At 73.8% G+C, this 18,275-nt stretch carries 18 protein-coding genes; 2 read left to right on the forward strand and 16 right to left on the reverse strand.

The genetic code is table 11. The features are described from left to right. Positions 1-70 precede the first annotated feature (70 nt). From AB0D66_RS32385 to AB0D66_RS32425, 9 genes are all read right to left on the reverse strand, one after another. Positions 71-274 carry a cold-shock protein gene (locus tag AB0D66_RS32385; RefSeq protein ID WP_069918725.1) on the reverse strand — a complete coding sequence of 68 codons (204 nt, stop codon included), beginning with the start codon at positions 272-274 and terminating at the stop codon, positions 71-73. Positions 275-429: 155 nt separating this feature from the next. After that, positions 430-1,248 (reverse strand): amino acid ABC transporter ATP-binding protein, encoded by an 819-nt coding sequence (locus AB0D66_RS32390; protein ID WP_362310781.1) that lies wholly within the window; start codon positions 1,246-1,248, stop codon positions 430-432. Between the two features lie 46 nt (positions 1,249-1,294). After that, positions 1,295-2,095 carry an amino acid ABC transporter permease gene (locus AB0D66_RS32395; RefSeq protein ID WP_362310782.1) on the reverse strand — a complete coding sequence of 267 codons (801 nt, stop codon included), beginning with the start codon at positions 2,093-2,095 and terminating at the stop codon, positions 1,295-1,297. Beyond that, positions 2,092-2,943 (reverse strand): ABC transporter substrate-binding protein, encoded by an 852-nt coding sequence (locus AB0D66_RS32400; protein ID WP_362310783.1) that lies wholly within the window; start codon positions 2,941-2,943, stop codon positions 2,092-2,094. Before AB0D66_RS32400 ends, AB0D66_RS32395 begins: the two co-directional genes overlap by 4 nt. 197 nt (positions 2,944-3,140) lie before the next feature. Next, positions 3,141-3,848 (reverse strand): ABC transporter ATP-binding protein, encoded by a 708-nt coding sequence (locus tag AB0D66_RS32405; protein ID WP_362310784.1) that lies wholly within the window; start codon positions 3,846-3,848, stop codon positions 3,141-3,143. Continuing rightward, positions 3,845-4,606, reverse strand: a complete 762-nt coding sequence (locus AB0D66_RS32410) for an ABC transporter ATP-binding protein (protein WP_362310785.1) — start codon at positions 4,604-4,606, stop codon at positions 3,845-3,847. The genes AB0D66_RS32405 and AB0D66_RS32410 overlap by 4 nt, the downstream gene beginning before the upstream one ends. Then, positions 4,603-5,610, reverse strand: coding sequence for a branched-chain amino acid ABC transporter permease (locus tag AB0D66_RS32415; RefSeq protein ID WP_362310786.1), 1,008 nt, complete (start codon positions 5,608-5,610; stop codon positions 4,603-4,605). Before AB0D66_RS32415 ends, AB0D66_RS32410 begins: the two co-directional genes overlap by 4 nt. Continuing rightward, positions 5,607-6,485: a branched-chain amino acid ABC transporter permease gene (locus AB0D66_RS32420; RefSeq protein ID WP_362310787.1), complete on the reverse strand. Its 879-nt coding sequence runs from the start codon at positions 6,483-6,485 to the stop codon at positions 5,607-5,609. The genes AB0D66_RS32415 and AB0D66_RS32420 overlap by 4 nt, the downstream gene beginning before the upstream one ends. A 1-nt stretch (position 6,486) precedes the next feature. Then, the gene (locus tag AB0D66_RS32425; protein ID WP_362310788.1) at positions 6,487-7,671 is read right to left on the reverse strand and encodes an ABC transporter substrate-binding protein; all 1,185 of its coding nucleotides are present in this window, start codon (positions 7,669-7,671) and stop codon (positions 6,487-6,489) included. 226 nt (positions 7,672-7,897) lie between these two features. Between AB0D66_RS32425 and AB0D66_RS32430 the strand changes: the two genes are divergently transcribed. Continuing rightward, positions 7,898-9,526 carry a carboxylesterase family protein gene (locus tag AB0D66_RS32430; protein ID WP_362310789.1) on the forward strand — a complete coding sequence of 543 codons (1,629 nt, stop codon included), beginning with the start codon at positions 7,898-7,900 and terminating at the stop codon, positions 9,524-9,526. A 68-nt stretch (positions 9,527-9,594) separates the two neighbouring features. On the opposite strand, the gene AB0D66_RS32435 is transcribed toward AB0D66_RS32430, so the two are convergent. Next, entirely contained in the window at positions 9,595-11,721 is a 2,127-nt protein-coding gene (locus AB0D66_RS32435) for a tetratricopeptide repeat protein (RefSeq protein ID WP_362310790.1), read from the reverse strand. After that, positions 11,718-12,128 (reverse strand): hypothetical protein, encoded by a 411-nt coding sequence (locus tag AB0D66_RS32440; RefSeq protein ID WP_362310791.1) that lies wholly within the window; start codon positions 12,126-12,128, stop codon positions 11,718-11,720. The genes AB0D66_RS32435 and AB0D66_RS32440 overlap by 4 nt, the downstream gene beginning before the upstream one ends. 239 nt (positions 12,129-12,367) lie before the next feature. On the opposite strand from AB0D66_RS32440, the gene AB0D66_RS32445 reads away from it, so the two are divergent. After that, positions 12,368-13,576, forward strand: coding sequence for a serine hydrolase domain-containing protein (locus AB0D66_RS32445; RefSeq protein WP_362310792.1), 1,209 nt, complete (start codon positions 12,368-12,370; stop codon positions 13,574-13,576). A 31-nt stretch (positions 13,577-13,607) separates the two neighbouring features. Here AB0D66_RS32445 and AB0D66_RS32450 read toward each other — a convergent pair whose 3' ends face one another. From AB0D66_RS32450 to AB0D66_RS32470, 5 genes are all read right to left on the reverse strand, one after another. Then, complete coding sequence (locus tag AB0D66_RS32450) at positions 13,608-15,143, reverse strand: AMP-binding protein (RefSeq protein ID WP_362310793.1); 1,536 nt, start codon at positions 15,141-15,143, stop codon at positions 13,608-13,610. After that, entirely contained in the window at positions 15,140-16,345 is a 1,206-nt protein-coding gene (locus tag AB0D66_RS32455; protein ID WP_362310794.1) for an acyl-CoA dehydrogenase family protein, read from the reverse strand. The genes AB0D66_RS32450 and AB0D66_RS32455 overlap by 4 nt, the downstream gene beginning before the upstream one ends. After that, positions 16,338-17,522 carry an acyl-CoA dehydrogenase family protein gene (locus AB0D66_RS32460; protein WP_362310795.1) on the reverse strand — a complete coding sequence of 395 codons (1,185 nt, stop codon included), beginning with the start codon at positions 17,520-17,522 and terminating at the stop codon, positions 16,338-16,340. Before AB0D66_RS32460 ends, AB0D66_RS32455 begins: the two co-directional genes overlap by 8 nt. Further along, positions 17,519-17,785: an acyl carrier protein gene (locus AB0D66_RS32465; protein WP_362310796.1), complete on the reverse strand. Its 267-nt coding sequence runs from the start codon at positions 17,783-17,785 to the stop codon at positions 17,519-17,521. Before AB0D66_RS32465 ends, AB0D66_RS32460 begins: the two co-directional genes overlap by 4 nt. A gap of 72 nt (positions 17,786-17,857) precedes the next feature. Then, positions 17,858-18,275, reverse strand: a 418-nt coding sequence (locus tag AB0D66_RS32470) for a hypothetical protein (RefSeq protein WP_362310797.1), incomplete at its 5' end; no start/stop codon positions are given.

Below are 18,275 nucleotides of genomic sequence, written 5' to 3' on the forward strand. Positions count from 1 at the left end.
GAGGGCGCGTATTAATGCCGGCGGCGCCCGCACGGGGTGCGGGCGCCGCCGGAAAAGCCGGGTCGGGTGGTCAGCCGCGGACGATGTTCTCCGCCTGCGGGCCCTTCTGGCCCTGCGTGACGTCGAACGACACCGTCTCGCCCTCGATCAGCTCGCGGTACCCGTTGCCGGAGATGTTGGAGTAATGGGCGAAAACATCCGGTCCGCCTCCGTCCTGGGCGATGAAGCCGAAGCCCTTCTCGGAGTTGAACCACTTCACGGTGCCGCTGGCCATACTCATCCCTCTGCTCAATTCAGCAGGTGGCCCGGGTCCGGGCCCCCGCGGCGCCCGCTCACGGGTGCCTGAGCCACTTCTCCCCCGCTGTCCCCACGCCTACACCTGCGAATTGCGACCGGATAAAAGCATGAACGCCGGCGGCGGTGCGGACCTCATGCACCGTGCCCCCCACCAGCCGGTTTGCCGTCCTCGGGGCCGTCGTGGCCGCCGGGTGGCGAGGCCGCTGCCGGGTCCAGGATCCGGTTGAGGAAGTTCCGGGTCCGTTCGTGCTGCGGACGGGCGATCACCTGGGAGGCGGGCCCCTGCTCGACGATCACCCCGCCGTCCATGAACACGACGCGGTCCGCGACCTCGCGGGCGAAGGTCATCTCGTGGGTGACGACCATCATCGTCATGCCCTCGCCGGCCAGCACCCTCATCACCGACAGGACTTCGCCGACCAGTTCCGGGTCGAGCGCCGAGGTCGGCTCGTCGAAGAGCATCACCTCCGGACCCATCGACAGGGCCCGGGCGATCGCCACCCGCTGCTGCTGGCCGCCGGAGAGCTGCGCCGGGAAGGCGTCCGCCTTGTCGGAGAGGCCGACGCGCTCGAGGTTCTCCCGGGCGACGGCGGCGGCCCGCGCCTTGTCCGTGCCGAGCACCCGGCGCTGCGGCAGCGTGAGGTTCTCGGTGACGCTCACGTGCGGGAAGAGGTTGAACTGCTGGAAGACCATGCCGATGCGGCGGCGCACGGCGTCGATGTCGACGTCGAGGTCGGTGACCTCGGTGCCGCCGACGAAGACCTGGCCCTGGTTCGGCTCCTCCAGGAGGTTCACGCAGCGCAGGAGCGTGGACTTGCCGGAGCCGGACGGCCCGATGACGCACACCACCTCGCCGCGGGCGATGTCGAGGTCGATGCCGCGCAGGACGTGGTTGTCGCCGAAGGACTTGTGCAGGCCCCGGATCTCGATCTCCGGGCGGTCCGTGGTCATGGTGGGCACCGTTCCCCTCGTGGTTCTCATCTCGTCCGTCCCGTCCTCACGTGGCCTTGTCCGCGCGGGCCTCGAGGCGGCGCACGACGATGCTCAGCGGCACGGTCACCAGGAGGTAGCACAGGCCGGCGACCAGGATCGGGGTGGAGTTGGCGGTCTCGCTCGCGAGGTCGCGGCCGAACTTCGTCAGTTCCCGCTCCTCCAGTGTCACGCCCAGGAACAGCACCAGGGAGGAGTCCTTGAACAGCAGGACCAGCTCGTTGGTGAGCGGCGGGATGACGATACGGAAGGCCTGCGGAATGATGATCGTCACCATGGCCCGGGCGTGCGAGAAGCCCAGCGAGCGGGCCGCCTCCATCTGCCCCTTGGGCACCGCCTGGATGCCGGCCCGGATGGTCTCGGCCATGTACGCGGCGGCGACCAGGCCCAGGCCGAGGGCGACCTTCCCGTAGGTGCCGCCGGGGATCTCGGTGCCGGGGAAGGCCAGGGGCACGGCCACGCCCACGAAGATGAAGATCAGCAGGGCGGGCAGGCCCCGGAAGAGCTCGATGTACACGCCGGCGACCCACCGGTAGGGGGTCACCGAGGAGAGCCTCATCATGGCGATGACGAGGCCGAGGACCAGCCCGAAGACGAACCCGGACAGCGTGTACACCACGGTGTTGCGCAGGGCGATGGTGATGATGTTGGGGAAGAGCCGGACGGCCAGGTCCGTCTGCGCGAACTGGTTCTGCAGCCGGTCCCAGTCGGCCAGCACGGCGATCACGACCACCGCGCTGACGAAGATCGCGTACTGGACGCCCTGCCAGACCCGGCGCCGCTGGCGCCGGGTCAGGCGAGAGGTCACGAGGCGGCCTGGGGCAGCGGGCCGATCCACTGCTCGTAGATCTTCTTGTAGGTGCCGTCCGCCTTGGCGTCCGTGATCGCCTTGTCGATCGCGGCGAGGAGGGCGGTGTTGCCCTTCTTCACGGAGAAGCCGTACTGCTCACCGGTCTCGATGTTCTGGCCGAGGACGAACTCGTCGGTGTTCGCCTTGTCCTTGAGCCAGCCCTGCACGACGGGGTAGTCGATGACGACGGCGTCGACCTGGCCCGTGCGCAGGCCGTTGAGGACGGCGTCCGAGCTCTCGAAGGCGACCGGGTTGAAGCCCTGGGCCTTGGCGTAGCTCTCGCCGGTGGTCTCGGCCTGCGCGCCCAGCTTCTTCCCCTTCGCCTTGACGTCGGCGAGCGAATTGACGCCGCTCTTCTTCGTCGCGAGGAGCGCCTGGGTGGCGTCGAAGTAGGGGACGGAGAAGTCGACGTTCTTCTTGCGCTCGTCGGTGATCGTCATACCGGCCGCGGCGAGGTCGCACTGGCCGGAGTTGAGGAAGGCGCCGGTCTTGAAGTTCTCGAACGGGGTGTCGAGGATCTTCTGTTCGACCTGGAGGTTCTTCGCGACCAGGTCGACCAGCGCGACGTCGAAGCCGACCACCTTGCCGCTCTGCTCGAACTGGAAGGGCGGGTAGGGCAGATGGGTGCAGGTGGTCAGCTTGCCCTTCGCGACGACGGGCACGCCTCCGGCCGCCTCCGCCGGACCGTCGTCTCCGGAGGAACAGCCCGCCACGAGGAACGTTCCCGCGGCGACGGCGGCGCAGGCCGCCGAGCGGACGCGGTGGCTGCTGCGGTGGGTGCGGTGTCCTTGGGCCGTCCGGAACACGGTTGACCTCCACGGGTGCGGGGCGGGCAGCGGTCGCGGGACGGGACCGCCGGTCGCGATCGTAAGCCCCCCGCGGCGCGCCGCGGCGGACCATTCGAGCGAGTGTCCAGATGTTTGGCAGGGTCGGCGCGGCGGGGCCGTAGCCGAAGTGGTTCCGGGGGAGCGGGCCCTCGTCCCGCTCCCCCGCCCGCCGGGTGTCAGTCGACCCCCAGCAGGCGCCGCCGGTCCTCGGGCCGGGAGCGGAACTCCTCGCAGGCGGCCCGGTGGACGATGCGGCCCTTGTGCATGACGGCGACGTCCCGGGCCACGGACAGGGCGAGCCCCAGGTTCTGCTCGACGAGGACCACGGACATCCCCTGGGCGCTCACCTCGCGGATGACCTCTCCCACCTGGGAGACGATCGCGGGAGCGAGGCCGTCGGACGGCTCGTCGAGCAGCAGCAGACGCGGATGGCCCAGCAGGGCCCGCCCGATCGCGAGCATCTGCTGCTCCCCGCCGGACAGCTCGTCGCCCCGGTGCCCGAGCCGCTCCCCCAGCCTCGGCAGCAGGTCGAGGACGCGGGCCCGGGTCCAGGGCCCGTGCGCGGAGCGGCGGGAGGCGATGGCCAGGTGCTCGTCCACCGTCAGGGGCGCGAACACCCGGCGCCCCTGGGGGACTATGCCCACGCCCGCCCGGGCGATCACGTCGACGCGGGCCCCGGCGAGCTCCCGGCCGTCGAGGGTGACGGCGCCCTCGTAGGGCCGGACGAATCCCATGACGGTCGACATGAGGGTGGTCTTCCCGACGCCGTTGCGCCCGAGGACGGCGATGATGCCGCCCGCGTCGAGGTCGAGGTCGACGCCGCCGAGTACGGTGCCCCCGGCGTAGCCGGAGCGCAGGCCCCGGATGCTGAGGAAGGGCTTCACGAGACGGCCTCCACACTGCCCAGGTAGGCGCTCTGGACTTCGGCGGACGCCTTCACCTCGTCCGGGGTGCCCGTCTTCAGATGTCTGCCGAGGTGCATGACCGTCACCGTGTCGGCGAGCTCGAAGACCATGTCGAGGTCGTGTTCGACCAGGAGCACGGTCACCTCGCCGGGCAGTGCGGCGACCAGTTCGGTCAGGCGCGCCGTCTCCGCCGGGGACATCCCGGCGGCCGGTTCGTCCATCAGCAGCAGCCGGGGTTCGGTGGCCAGCGCCACGGCGACCTCCAGCTGACGGCGCTCTCCGTGCGAGAGCGCGGCCGCCGCGGCCTCGTGCCGGGCGGGCAGGCCCACCCGTTCGAGCAGCGTCCGCGCCTGCTCGACCGCCGCGGTCCGGGCGCTCACCTTGCGCCAGCCGCCGAGTCCGGCGCCGGTCCGGCGCAACACGGCGAGCAGCACGTTCTCCAGCACCGTCTCGCGCAGGAAGAGGCTGGAGTGCTGGAAGGTCGCGGCGACACCGAGCCCGACCCGCCGGTCCACGGGCAGCCGGGTGACGTCCTTCCCGTCGACGAAAACGGATCCGGAGGTGGCCGCCAGCGTCCCGGAGACGAGGCCGAAGAGGGTGGACTTGCCCGCGCCGTTCGGACCGATGATCGCGTGCCGCGCGCCCGCCCGTACGGTGAGGCAGACCTCGTCCACGGCCTTGAAGGATCCGAACCGCCGTGACACCTCGCGCAGTTCCAGTAGGTGGGGTGCGCTCATGCCGTCCTCTTCCGGGTCAGCTGGGGCGGGAGCCGTAGGCCGGCCAGTCCGCGGGGCAGGGTGTAGACGGCGACGACGAAGAGCACTCCGAGCAGCAGCGGCCCCCGCCCGGCGACCGCTTCGAGGTTGCCCAGGTAGTCGCGGGTGAGCCAGACGAGCGCGGCCCCCGCGCACGCCCCCCGCATCGAGCCGGAGCCGCCGATGACGACGGCCAGCAGCGCCAGGGCGGCGATCTCGAAGCCGGCGTCGCCGGGCGAGACGAACCGCTGCACCGAGACCCACAGGGATCCGGCCGCGCCGGCCAGCGCCCCGGCGCCGCAGTACACGGTCAGGGCGTAGCGCCGGGTGGGGTACCCGATCGCCCTCATCCGGGGCTCGTTGTCGCGGATCCCGCGCAGGGCGAGGGCGAAGGGGGTCGATCCCAGCCGGGCGACGGCCGCGAAGAGCAGCAGGAACACGGCCAGGACGTAGAAGTAGACCAGTCCGTCGAGTTCCAGCGCGGGCATGCCGGGCAGCGGTACGACGGGCGGGATGCCGGACACCCCGTCGGTGCCGTTGGTGAGCGCCTTCCAGTTGACCGCGGCGCTGTAGACGATCTCGCCGACGGCCAGGGTCAGCATCAGGAAGACGACGCCCCGGGCCCTGACGGCCAGCCATCCGGTCGGCACGGCCACCAGGGCGGAGACCGCGGCGGCGATGAGGAGTTGGAGTATCCCGACGTCGGTGAGCCGCGTCGCCGTGATCGCCGCCGTGTAGGCGCCGACGCCGAAGTACGCGGACTGCCCGAGGGTGGGCAGGCCGGTCAGGCCGGTGAGCAGGTTCACGCTCATGGCGAGCAGGGCGAAGACCAGGATCCGCGACAGGGTGCCGACGGCGTACGGGCCGAGGACGAAGGGGGCGAGCGCGAGCCCGGCGACCACGACGGCCGCCGACAGCCGCCGAGCGGCGGGTTGGCGGCCGGGCCGGGCCGACCCGGCGGGTCGGGCGTGTCCGGACGGGCTCATCCGCGCACCGCCGACGGGACCAGGCCGCCCGGGCGGACCACGAGCACGGCCAGCATGGTGCCGAAGAGGAGGAAGGGCGCGTACTGCGGGAGCAGCGCCACCCCCAGCGTCTGGACCTGGCCGATGAGCAGGGCTCCGGCGAGCGCGCCGCGCACCGAGCCGAGGCCGCCGACGACCACGACGACGAGCGAGAGGACGAGCACGGTCTCGTCGACGCCGGGCCCGGGGCCCAGGATCGGGGCCCCGAGGACGCCGCCGACCGCCGCCAGGGCCGCGCCGGACGCGAAGACCCCGTAGAGCACCTTGCGGATGTCGACGCCGAGCGCCCGGACCATGTCCCGGTCCGCGACGGTGGCCCGTACCAGCGCGCCGAGCGAGCTGCGTTCGAAGACGAGGTACACGGTGAGTGCGAGGCCGGCCGCGACGGCGATGAACACGAGCCGGTAGACCGGGTACGCGTGGCCGAGGAGGTCCACGGTCCCGCGCAGGGCCGTGGGCGGGTCGGTGGGCAGGACGTCGCCGCCGAAGGCCGCCGCGAGGAGATCGGCGACGATGAAGGTGATGCCGAGCGTCAGCACGGCCTGGTCCAGGTGTCCGCGCCGGGCGAGCGGCTGGGTGAGGAAGGTCAGGGCCGCCCCGCCCATGGTGCCCACCAGGGCGCCGGCCAGCAGGGCGAGGAGCAGGCCCGGCAGGGTCCCGTCGGACAGGGCGTAGGCGACGTAGGCCCCGGCGAGGTAGAGCGTGCCGTGGGCCAGGTTGAGCACGTCCATCATGCCGAAGACCAGGGAGAGGCCGACGGCGATCGTGAACAGCAGCAGACCGAAGGCGACCCCGTCGACGACGCTGACGAAGTTGCCGTCCAACCATCCGGACATCTCAGCCGCCCAGCCGGACGAGCTCGGAACGGACCGTATTGGCCCCCTGCTTGACCTCGCGCAGGTACCAGGGCTGGACGGGGGTGCCGCCGCTGTTGAAGCGCCAGGTGCCGCGCGGGCTGTCGATGTCGCCCACGGTGGAGATGGCCGCGTTGACCGATTCGGAGGTCACCTTGCCGCCGGAGGCCCCGGCCGCGCCGATCGCCTTGTCGAGCACCTGCGCCGCGTCCCATGAGGCCATCGCGTAGGTGGTCGGGGCGGCCCCGTAGGCGGTGGTGTAGGCCGGCGCGAACTGCTTGTTCGCCGCGTTGTCCAGGTCGGCGCTGTAGTTGAGCGAGGTCAGGATGCCGGCGGCGGCGTCGCCCTGCCCCTTGAGCACGCCGCCCTCGGTGAGGAAGCCCGGTGCGTAGAGCGGGATCTTGCCGGCCAGTCCGAAGTCCCGGTACTGCTTGACGAAGTCGACGGCCGCGCCGCCCGCGTAGAAGCAGAAGACCGCCTTCGCGCCGGACTTCTCGATCTGGGCGAGGTAGGGCTGGAAGTTCTTCGTGGCGGGGAAGGGCGTGTAGACCTCCTCGCCCGCGATCGTGCCGCCGGCGGGGAGGAAGGTGGACTTGAACCCCTCGATCTCGTCCTTGCCCGCCTGGTAGCCCGCGGCGATCAGGAAGACCGGCCCGCCGGCCTGCTCGGCCACGTGCCTGCCCAGCGCCTTGCCCGGCTCGTCGTTGACGTACGAGGTGCGCCAGACGTAGGAGGTTCCGGTCAGGGTCGTCGGCGAGGCGTTGGAGCCGACGAGCGGGATCCTGCTCGTCTCGAACAGGTCCTTGACCCCGTTGATGGTGGCCGAGCTGACGACTCCGCTCACCGCCAGCACCCGGTCCTGCTTGACCAGCTTCTCGGCGGCCGCCTTTCCGGAGTCCGCGGTCTCCCCCTCGTCCGCGACCACGATCTCCACCTCGCGTCCGCCGAGCTTGCCGCCGTGCTGCTCGACGTAGAGCTCGAAGCCCTGCTTCATGTCGTCGCCGAGCGCCTTGTAGATCCCGGACTGCGGGAGGAGGAGACCGATCTTCACGGGCCCGTTCTGCTGGTCGCCGTCGCCGGTCCCGAGGCTGGCTCCACCGCATGCGGTGGCCAGCGAGAGGGCCGTGGTGACGGCGATCAGAGCAGCGGGACGAATCCGACGTGCCATGGGGACTCCGTACGTTGTCAGCCGCCCTGCCGTGGCGGGCGGCATCGGAAGTGACACGTGTCTATCGCGCTATGGCGACGCCCGTCAATACTCCTCGATATCACGGATCGAACCCGCGACCCGCCTCTTGACCCCGCCCTCACGCATGGCGTAACACTTGCCGTCGTCAAAATAACGCAATGCCGATTCGGCGACGGGCTCATGATCAGTCAGGGAGTGAAGCACCATGACCGACGATCCATCGCGGCGCACGGTCCTGCGCAGCAGCGGGGTGCTGGCCGGCGGCGCACTGCTGTCCGGCCTGCCGGACGGCCGCGTGGCACAGGCCGCCCCGCGGCCGGACGCGTCCTCGCCCGTCGTCGAGCTGCCCTCGGGCCGGCTGCGCGGCGGCATTGAGGGAGGCCTCGCCGTGTTCAAGGGCGTCCCCTACGCGGCCCCGCCGGTCGGCGCCCTCCGGTGGCGGCCGGCGCAGCCCCATCCCGGCTGGCAGGGCACGCGCGAGGCGACGGCCTTCGGCCCCAGCGCGCCGCAGCCCTACCGGGAGGGCGGCGACCAGGTCCTGGGAACGCACGGCTCGCCCCCCTTCGACGAGGACTGCCTCACGCTCAACGTCTGGACCCCGGGGACGGACAGCGCCAAGCGCCCGGTCATGGTCTGGATCCACGGCGGCGGCTTCATCTCCGGCTCCGGTTCGATGCCCCAGTACTCGGGCGAGACCTTCGCACGTGACGGCGACCTCGTCGTCGTGACCCTCAACTACCGGCTCGGGCCTTTGGGCTACCTCTACTTCGGCGAGGACGGCGCCCACGGGAACTTCTGGCTCACCGACCAGCTCGCCGCACTGCGGTGGGTACGCGACAACATCGCCGCGTTCGGCGGGGACCCCGACCAGATCACCGTCGCCGGGCAGTCCGGCGGCGCCCTGTCGGTCGCGGCACTGGCCGGCGCCCGCCCCAAGGGCCGCCCGCTGTTCCGGCGCGCCATCCTGCAGAGCCCGCCGCTCGGGCTGCAGATCCCCAGCCGCGCCGAGTCCCTTCAGCGCACCGCCGCCTTCCTGGACATCCTGGGGGCCAAGGACGTGGCCGAACTGCGGGCCGTGCCGTGGCCCCGCCTGATCGCCGCGACCTTCGAGATGTTCGGGCGCACGGCCAAGTGGGGCTACTGGTCCACCCCGTTCCTGCCGGTGCTCGACGGGGCCACCCTCGACCGGCACCCGGCCGACCTGCTCCTGAGCGGCGCCGGGGCGGACATCGACGTCCTGATCGGCTGGACCCGCGAGGAGGCCAACTTCGCCTTCGCGCTCAGCGATCCGTACGCCGCGGCGACCAAGGACCAGGTGCTCGCGCGGGCCCGGGACACCTTCGGGAACCGGGCGGCCGAGGCGTACACCGCGTACGAGGAGGCGCGGCCGGGTGCCCGCCCGGCGGACGTGCTCATGGACCTGATCGGCGACGACCTGTTCCGCATGCCCGCACTGGCCCTTGCCGAGCGGCGGGCGGCCCGCGGCCGTCCGGTCCACGCCTACCAGTTCAACCTGCCCACACCCGCGCACGACGGCCGGCTGGCGGCGGCCCACTGCCTGGAACTGCCCTTCGTGTTCCACAACTTCGACAAGTGGTCGCAGGCGCCGTTCCTCGCCGGGCTGCGCCCCGGGGTCCGCGACGGCCTGGCGGCCACCCTGCACGCGTCCTGGATCTCCTTCATCCGCACCGGGGATCCCAACCGGCACCCGATGCCGCGCTGGGAGCGCTACGGCAGGGAGTCCCGCACCACGATGGCCCTCGACTCGGTCACCACGGCCGTCGACGACCTCGCCGGGTACTGGCGGCGGCTGCGCCCCCCGACGGCCCCGTAGCCGGCCCTTCGCCGCCCCGGCCGGCGCCTCCCCGCCCCCGCCCGCAGACGGCCGGGAGCGGGGAGGCGTCAGCGGGCGGAGGGCACGCCGGACCGGAACGCCGCCAGGTTCGCCACCGAGTCCCCGGTCCAGGGGTGATCCGGTCCGAGGATGCGGCTGCGCTGCTCCACGACCGCTTCCATGTGCGCGATCGCCTCCGGGAATCCGCCGACGGCCGCGAGGGTCAGCGCGAGGAGGGACCGGGAGGCCAGGGTGATCTGGTAGTGCGGCCCGTACCGCCGCTGCGCCGCCTCGAACGCCCGACGGGCGAGGGGAAGCGCCTCGGCGGCCCGGCCCGCGTAGAACAGGGCGTTCGCGTGGTTGAGCTCCGCCCCCATGGTGATCGTGTGGTCCGGCCCCATGGTGTCCGCGCACGCGCGGACCAAGGCCGGCGCCCCCTCGATCTCGCGGGCGAGCTCCGGCCCGCGCAGCAGCTCCAGGATGATGTAGCGGGCCCTCAGGGTCACGGGGTGCAGCGGTCCCAGGACCTCGATCCGACCGTCGACGGCCCGCCGCATCAGGGCCGCGCCCTCGGCTTCCCGGCCGTCCGTCCAGAGGACGAGCGCCAGGATCACGCAGCTCTCGAGGGTGTCCGGGTCCTTCGGGCCGAACAGCCGCTCGCAGTCGGCGAGGGTCCGCCGCGCGAGCGTCTCGGCTTCCGCGTAGCGGCCGAGCCTGCGCAGGGTCCGCGCCACGCGCTGGCGCAGCCGCACGACCAGCGGGTGGTCGTCGCCCAGCCGCGCCCGCGCGAGGTCCACGGCCTGTTCCCCGACCGCCAGCGCGGAAGCGGAATCCCCCGACCGGTGCAGGTTGACGGCGAGCCGCAGGGCGCACTCCGCGGCCGACTCCACGACCGCCGGGTCCACGCCCTCGCCTGCCGACACCCGTCGGAGCAAGGCCAGCACGTGCGGGGCCAGCGGCCGGAACGGGGCTGCCTCGATGCCGCGTTCGGGAATCGCGGGCAGCGCCGCCAGCAGCAACTCGGCGGCTTTGACCGCAAGTTGCCCGCGCTGCTCGGCGGGAGTGCCGCGGGCCACGCTGTCGAGGAGGACCCCGTGGGTCCGCAGGCTGCGTGGCGGGCCCGCCACGAGCTCGGTCAGCGAATGGTCCAGCAGGCCGCGCAGCGCCGGCTCGACCCGCCCGGCCGGGAGGTCCGCCCCCAGGTCGAGGCCGGCCAGCAGGGACAGCGGGAGCGGGTCGCTCGCCCAGCACGCCAGCAGCCGCAGCAGGGTCTGGGCTTCGGGCAGGCCCTGGTCGGCGACGGCGTCGAGGGAGAGCTCCCAGGTGCTGCTGACCAGGTGGCGCGAGTCGCCGGGCAGGCCCACGGCTCCCTGGTCGATCAGGTCGATGTCCAGGCGCTGCCCGTATTCGGTCAGCGTCCAGGGGCTGATCACCTGGTGCGCCAGGAAGGTGCCGGCGAGGGTGAGCGCGAGGGGCAGCCGGCCCAGCCGGTCGGCGATCTCCTCCGCCTCCTCGGCCGTCCCGGCGTCGGGAGCGAGGTCGCGCAGCACCTGGGCCGCGTCCGCGCGCGGCAGCACCCCCACCTGGAGCAGTCGCGCTCCGGGCCACCAACGGCCGGCGGACTGGCGGCTCGTGACCAGTACGGTGCCGCGCGGACTGCTGCGCAGCCAGCCGCCGTCACGGAGCACGGCGGGGTCGTCGGCGTTGTCGATGACCAGCAGCCAGGGCCGGTCGGAGCGGTCCAGGTGGTCCCACACCAGGTCCGCCGCGGCGCGCAGCCCGCTGCGCGCGGCCGTCAACTCCCCGTCGGTCGCGCCGCGGTCGGCGGCCACGGCCAACATGCCGGAGCGCAGGGAGGTGGTGTCGGAGGCGTTCACCCACAGGCCGACGCGGCCCCCGTCCGCGGTCGCCTGCGCGAAGAGCGCGCAGGCGACGGCGGTCTTCCCGCAGCCGCCGAGTCCGTGCAGGACGTGGACCTGGCCGCCCGCGCCCGGGGCGACGGAGGCCCGGAGGGTCTCCATCAGCTCGACGCGGTCGCGCAGGACGAGCGGGGTGCGGCCCAGGGCGGGGCTGCGTACCGAGTCCGGGCCGGACCACGAGGGCCCGTGGTGGTGGTGCTCGACGATGTGCTGGTCCCCGGAGGCCTGGTAGACGCGGCCCTGGCCGCTGGCCCGGCCCTCGGTGCGGCCGTTCACCGCGGACCCAGGTGCATGTCCCGGCCGGCCTGGTAGACGCGGCTGTTCCCCGAGGCGGTGGCGTGCTGGGTGACCGCGGGCTCGGCGGGCTGCCGCCCCTGCGGATCGACGAGCAGGGCGCGCAGTTCGTCAGCGGCCTCGGGGTGCGCGCTCAGCAGGCGCCGCATCCGGCCCTGCCATTCCGCCGCCAGCTCGGCCCGGGTCTCCTTGTCCCCCTCGTTCTGCGCGTCGAGCAGGTCGTCGCGCGTCGCGTCGAGCTCGGCCTCCACCGCGTCGGCCCGCTCCGGAAGGACACGCCTCCACAACGCGACCAGCCCCACGCTCGCGCTCTGCCAGGCCTCCGTGGCGAGTGCGGTGACCAAGGCCGTACCCGCACTGGCCGCCAGCGCGGTGATCTCCGGATCCATCAAACCCCCATGTCCACACCGTAATTGTCACAGCATCACATATCAGGCGCAGGGTTCGCGGGGTGGGCGGAGGTCCCTCTGCGGGAGGAGGGCCGGCTGGGAGGCGGGTCCTGGGCGCGGGCGCGGGCAGGACCGGGGGCCTCGGGCCGGCGGGCGATGTGCCGGGCCGGGCCCGCTCCCTAGTCTCGGGGCATCCACATGATCAAAGCGCCCGGCAGGGTGCACGAGGAGGGTTATCCATGACCGAACGTTCCCGTCGGCCTTCGTCCGTCCGTGTCCTCCCGTCGACCGGATCACGACGGACCACCGCGGTGGTGGCGGTGCTGGCGGCCGCCCTGGCCGTGGGCGGCACGCTCCCCGCGGCCGCGGCGCAGGGCTCCGGTTCCGGTTCCGGTGACGTGGTGCGGCAGGGCCTGGAGCGGCTGGTGCGCGAGGACCGCTATCCCGCCGCCCTCGCGGCGACCGTCGGCCAGGACGGACGCACGCGCACCTACACGGCCGGTGTCGCGGACCTGCGGACCGGGGCGAAGGTACCGGTCGACGGACGGGTGCGGGCGGGGAGCAACACCAAGGCGTTCACCGCCACCGTGGTGCTCCAGCTCGTCGGCGAGGGCAAGGTCGGCCTCGACACCTCCATCGAGGAGTACCTGCCGGGCCTGGTCCGCGGCGAGGGCATCGACAGCAGCCGGATCACGGTGCGCCGGCTGCTCCAGCACACCAGCGGGCTGCCCAACTACACGGAATACATGATGGACGAATACGCCGGCGCGACCTCGCGGCACACCTACTACCAGCCGCGCACCCTGCTCGACAGGGCGCTGGAGCACAAGGCCCTCTTCGCTCCCGGGACCGGCTGGGCGTACAGCAACACCAACTACGTCCTCGCCGGCCTGCTCATCGAGAAGGTCACCGGGCGCCCGCTGGCCGAGCAGATCACCCACCGCGTCATCGACCGCATCGGCCTGCGCCACACCTACTTCCCCGGCGTCGGCGAGGAGGGCATCCGCGGGGCCCATCCCCGGGGCTACCACGCGACCCGGCCCGGAGGTCCCCTGGAGGACTTCACGCGGATCGACCCGTCCTGGGGATGGGCCGCCGGACAGCTGGTCTCCACCCCCGGCGACCTGAACCGCTTCTTCTCCGCCCTGGTCGGCGGCAGGCTCCTGGGGGCCGCGGAGCTCGCCGAGATGCGCACCACCGTCGCGGTTCCCGAGGACAGCGGGATGGGGGCCGGCGTCCGCTTCGGGCTGGGGGTGACCAGTACGCCGCTGAGCTGCGGCGGGCTGGCGTGGGGCCATGGCGGCAGCATCCACGGCTACTCCACCCGCAACGCCGTCACCGACGACGGGCGCGCCGCGGCGGTGGCCGTGACCGGCCTGGGGCCGCGCCCCACCGCGGACCGCCCCGACAGCGTCCAGGCCCTGGTGGACACCGCCTTGTGCCGGTGACGGCCGCCGCCCCCGTGACCCGGTCCTCCCGTCAGGCGGCCGTCAGGAGGGTGCGCAGGGCGCTGCGGTCGGTCTTTCCGTTCGCGTTGAGCGGCAGGGCGTCGAGCACGGCGAGGGTGGCGGGGACCATGTAGCCGGGCAGGCGGGCGCGCAGGGCTTCCGTCAGGGCGGGGGCGTGGTCGGGCCGCGGACCGGAGCAGGCGGCGGCGAGTTCGGTGCCGCCGCCCGCGTTCGGGACGGCGATCACGGCAGCCTCGGTGACGCCGGCCTGTTCGCGCAGGGCCGCCTCGACCTCGCCGAGTTCCACGCGGTAGCCGTTCACCTGGACCTGCTGGTCGAGCCTGCCCTGGTGCAGGTAGCCGCCGTCGGGCAGGGCGGTGACCCGGTCGCCGGTGCGGTACCAGTGCCCGTCGCCCAGCGCGGTCGCCGGGTCCCAGTCGGTGCCGTCCGGGGCGAGGAAGCGGCCGGCGTTGTCGGCGGGGTCCAGGTATCCGGGGAAGCGCTGGGGGCCCCGCAGGCACAGCTCGCCGTCCCGTACGAGCGCCTCCAGGCCGGGGTACGGGCGGCCGATCGGGACGGTGCCGTTGGAGGTCCGCGGCCAGGAGCCGGGCGCCCCCGACAGGTGGTGGGCGGTGCAGGTGACGGTCAGTTCCGTCGGGCCGTACGCGTTCTCCACGGTGCTGTGCGGGGCGGCCTGCCGCCAGGCCTCCGCCTGCTGGAGGGTCAGCGGTTCCCCGCAGAAGACGCTGCGGCGCAGGGCCGGGAGGCTGTCCGGCCGGAGCTGGCGCAGCCGCCGGGCGAGCGAGACGAGGGAGGGTACGGAGTTCCAGTGCGTGAGCGCGCGCCGGGCGGCGAAGCGGACCGGGGTCATCAGCTCGGTGCGGTCGGGGACGACGAGGGTGGCCCCTGAGCCCCAGGCGCAGAACATGTCGAAGACGGACGGGTCGAAGGTGAGGTCGAAGGTCTGCGAGAGCCGGGCGCCGGGTCCCGCGTCGTGCGCGGGGACGACCTGCCGCAGGAAGGCGTCCGCGTTGCGCTGGAGGACCGGCACGCCCTTGGGCACGCCGGTGGATCCGGAGGTGAACAGGATGTAGGCGAGGTCACCGGGGGCGCCCGGGACCGGGGGCGGGGCGGAGCCCGCGGCCAGGGCGTCGAGGCCGCTGTCGGTCAGCCGCAGCACGGGCGCGGGCAGGGTGAGGCCGGGAGCGGCCTGTTCGTCGGCGAGTACGGCGTCCAGGGCGGCGGCTCGGGCCACGGTGACGTGGCGGGCGTGCGGGAAGGCCGGGCCGAGCGGCACGACGGCGGCGCCCAGGCGCTGGACGGCGAGGTATCCCGCGTACGCGACGAGCGTGCGCCCGGCGAGCAGGCCCACCCGGCGCGGGGCGCGGCCGCCGAGGTGGTCGAGGAGGGCGGCGGCGATCCGCCCGGCGAGGTCGTCGAGTTCGGCGTAGCCGACCACGCGCCCGGCGACCTCGAGCGCGGGCAGGTGGGCGTGGGCCGCGGCGGAGGCGGCGAACCGGTCGTGGAGGGTGCGGTGTCCGGGGGACGTGGCCGCGGGCGTGGTCATGGGGTGTCTCCTCGGAGTTCGAGGCGGGCGAGTACGTGCTCGGCGGAGTCGGCGAGCGTCGCGAGGACGACCTCGGTGGCTCCGCCGCCGATCCCGAACAGGGCCGCCTGCGCCCTGGTCTGCTGGACCGACCCGTCGGCGAATCCGGCGGCGCCCCACCACTGCGCGCAGTCGCCCAGTACCTGGCCGACGGTGGCCCCGGCCGCGGCCTTGAGGGTGGCGGCCGCGGTCGTGTCGTAGCGGCGGGCCACCGGCTGCGCGAACTGCTCGCACAGGGCGTGCAGTTCCTGGGTGCGGACCAGGCAGGCCGCGAAGCGCTGCCGGATGGCCTCGTTGTCCCACAGGGTGGCCCCGCCGTGGGCGCGTGCGGCCAGGCGGCGGCGGGTGTCGGCCAGGACGCGCCGGCACAGGGCGACTCCCCACAGGGCGCCCGCGAGCCGCTCGGTGGCGATGTGCCGGGCGAAGGAGGGCAGTCCCATGCCCACCCGGTCCACGAGGTGACCGGTGGTCAGGCGTACGCCGTCGAAGCGGACGTGCCCGGTGCCGGAGGCGGCGTAGAGGGAGGAGTCGGCGGGCCGGACGTGGACGCCGGGGGCGTCGGCGGGGACGAGCACCCAGGTGAAGGCGGTGAAGTGGCGGCCGGGCCGCAGCCGGGCCAGGACCAGGAACCAGGAGGCGGTGGTGGCGTTGGCGATCCACTGCTTCTCGCCGGTGACCTCGACGGTGTCCCCGTCCAGGTGGACGGCCGTGCGCAGGCCGCTGAGGTCGGTTCCCGCGGTGGCGTCGGTGGCGGCCAGGGCGGTGGTGACCCGTCCGGCGAGGGCGTCCTCCAGTGCCCGGCGGGCCTCGGGGGTGGTTCCGGTGGCCAGGACCGGCAGGGTCGTGGCGAGCGGGACGCTCACCGACAGGGTGGCGGGGATGCCGAAGCGGGCGTCCGTGGCGGCCAGCAGCCGGGCGAGGGCGGCGGGGCGCACCCCGCGGCGGGGGTCGCCGTCCAGGTAGCAGGCGGCCAGGTGGCCCCCCGCGCCGAGGGCGGACCAGACCTCGGCGCCGGAGGCCTCGGGAGGCAGGCCCGCCAGGGCACCGTCCAGGGTGCCGTGCGGCGTGCCGTCCGACGTGACCGGGGCGCCGGGCAGCGTGCCGGCCGGGGTGGCCGGGGGGCCGGGCGGGGCGGGCGGGGCGGGGGCGCGGAGGTCAGACAAGGCGCACCCCCGTGTCGCGCAGGGCGAGCCGGCCGTCGGCGAGGTGGAGCCGGTCGTTGCTGTAGTTGAGGGCGGCGGACCGCAGGTCGCGCAGGGCCTGTTCGAGGCGGGTCGGCGAGTCCTTGAGGTAGCCGTGGCGCAGTCCGACCGCGGTGACGAGGTCGTCGACGGCGTCGTGGCACTGCTCGGCCGCGGTGATCTTCAGGGAGTTGAGCAGCAGCTGGCCGCTGGGGGTGTGCAGTTCGGCGCCCTCCTCGACCATGGCGAGGGTGTGCCGGAGCAGGGCGTGCACGGTGTCCAGCCGCTGCCGGGCCCGGGACAGCCGGGTGAGCAGCAGCTCGGAGCCGATGTCGAAGCGGCCGCGGCCGTCCGGGCCGCGCAGCAGCCGCAGGACGCGGGAGAGGGCGCCCGCGGCCGTGCCGAGCCAGGCCGCCGACCAGCCGAGGTGCGCGTACGGGGCGAAGATCCCGCCGGCGATCCGGGAGAACTCGCCGTGCTCGCCGACGACCTGGTGGCCGGGGACACGGCCGGTGAGGCGCAGCGGCACGCTGTGGCTGGCCCGCATGCCGAGCGGCTGCCAGTCCCCGTCACCGGTGATGTGGAGCTGCTCGCGGTCGGCGTAGACCAGGGAGACCTGGTGGCCCGCGGTGGCGCCGGGGCTGCGCATGGTCACGAGGAAGCCGTCGGCGTGGGCGCCGCCGGTGACCACGGGCGCGAACCGGTCGATCTCCAGGCTGCCGTGCTGCTCGGCCAGGCCCGCCTCGGCGGTGAGCAGACGGCCGCCCTTGCCCTCCTCGGTGGTCACGGAGGCGAGGTAGACCTCGCCGGCCGCGAGCCGGGGCAGCAGGGCGGAGCGCAGCGGCTCGTGGGCGTGGCGCACCAGCGCCTCGGCCTGCTGGCAGTGCATGGCGAAGATCATGGCCACGGACAGGTCCGCGCGGCCGAGCCGCTCGGTCACCTCCACGACGTCGCGCAGGGTGCCGCCCGGCCCGCCGTGCTCGGCGGGGACGAGCAGGCCCAGCAGGCGGGTGCGGCGCAGGGCGTCGAGGGCCTCGACGGGGAAGACCGCGTCCCGGTCGGTGCGGGCAGCGTGCTCGGCGGCGACGGCGGCCACCTCCTCGGCGGCCGCCGGCGCGGTACGGGCGGCGGCCGGGGCGTTCGTCACGGCCGTGGTCACGCCGCCACCTGGCCCGGGGAGCTGTGGCCCGGCGAGATCTGGGCGGCGACGGCCTGCCAGAGGCTGCCAGCGGTCGCGAAGGTGTCGTCGTTGAGGTCGGTGTCGGGCAGCGCGATGCCGAAGGTGTCCTCCAGCGTGAACAGCAGCTCGATCGCGGCCATCGAGTCGATGCCGAGGGCGCGCAGGTCGGTGTCGGGCGTGATGTCCACGCCGGCGCCGCCGTCGACGGAGGGGCGCAGGATCTCGATGAAGCGGGGGTCCATGGGAAGGGTCCTTTCCTCGGGTGCGGAGGGGGTGCGGGTACGCGTGCGGGCGGCTGCCCGTGCGTGCGGGCCTCAGGCGGCCGGGGCGGCGGCCCGGGGGCGGGTGGCGATCTGGCAGAGGTCGTCGACGCGGCGCAGGTTCTCCGGGATCAGCTCGTCGGCGTCGAGTTCGATGTCGAGGTCGCGCTCCACCCGTTCGATCAGCTCGACGAGCCGGAAGGAGCTGAAGGTCGGGAAGGCGGTGAACTCGGCGCCTTCGAGGAGGCTTTGGCGTGGTGCGCCGAGGACGGCGGCGGCGATGCCGGCGACGGCGTCGCGCAGGGCCGGGTCCGCCTCGGCCTGCGGTGCGGGCACGGCGAAGGCCGCGGCGTCGGCGGCGAGCGCCGCCGCGAGCCGGTCCAGCACGCCGGGCGGTTCGGTCCGGCCGCGGGCCACCCTGCGGTGGGCGAGGTAGGACTGTTCCACGACCAGGTCCCAGCGCCGCTGGTGC

This window comes from Streptomyces sp. NPDC048270 (genome assembly GCF_040652335.1).
Lineage (GTDB): Bacteria > Actinomycetota > Actinomycetes > Streptomycetales > Streptomycetaceae > Streptomyces.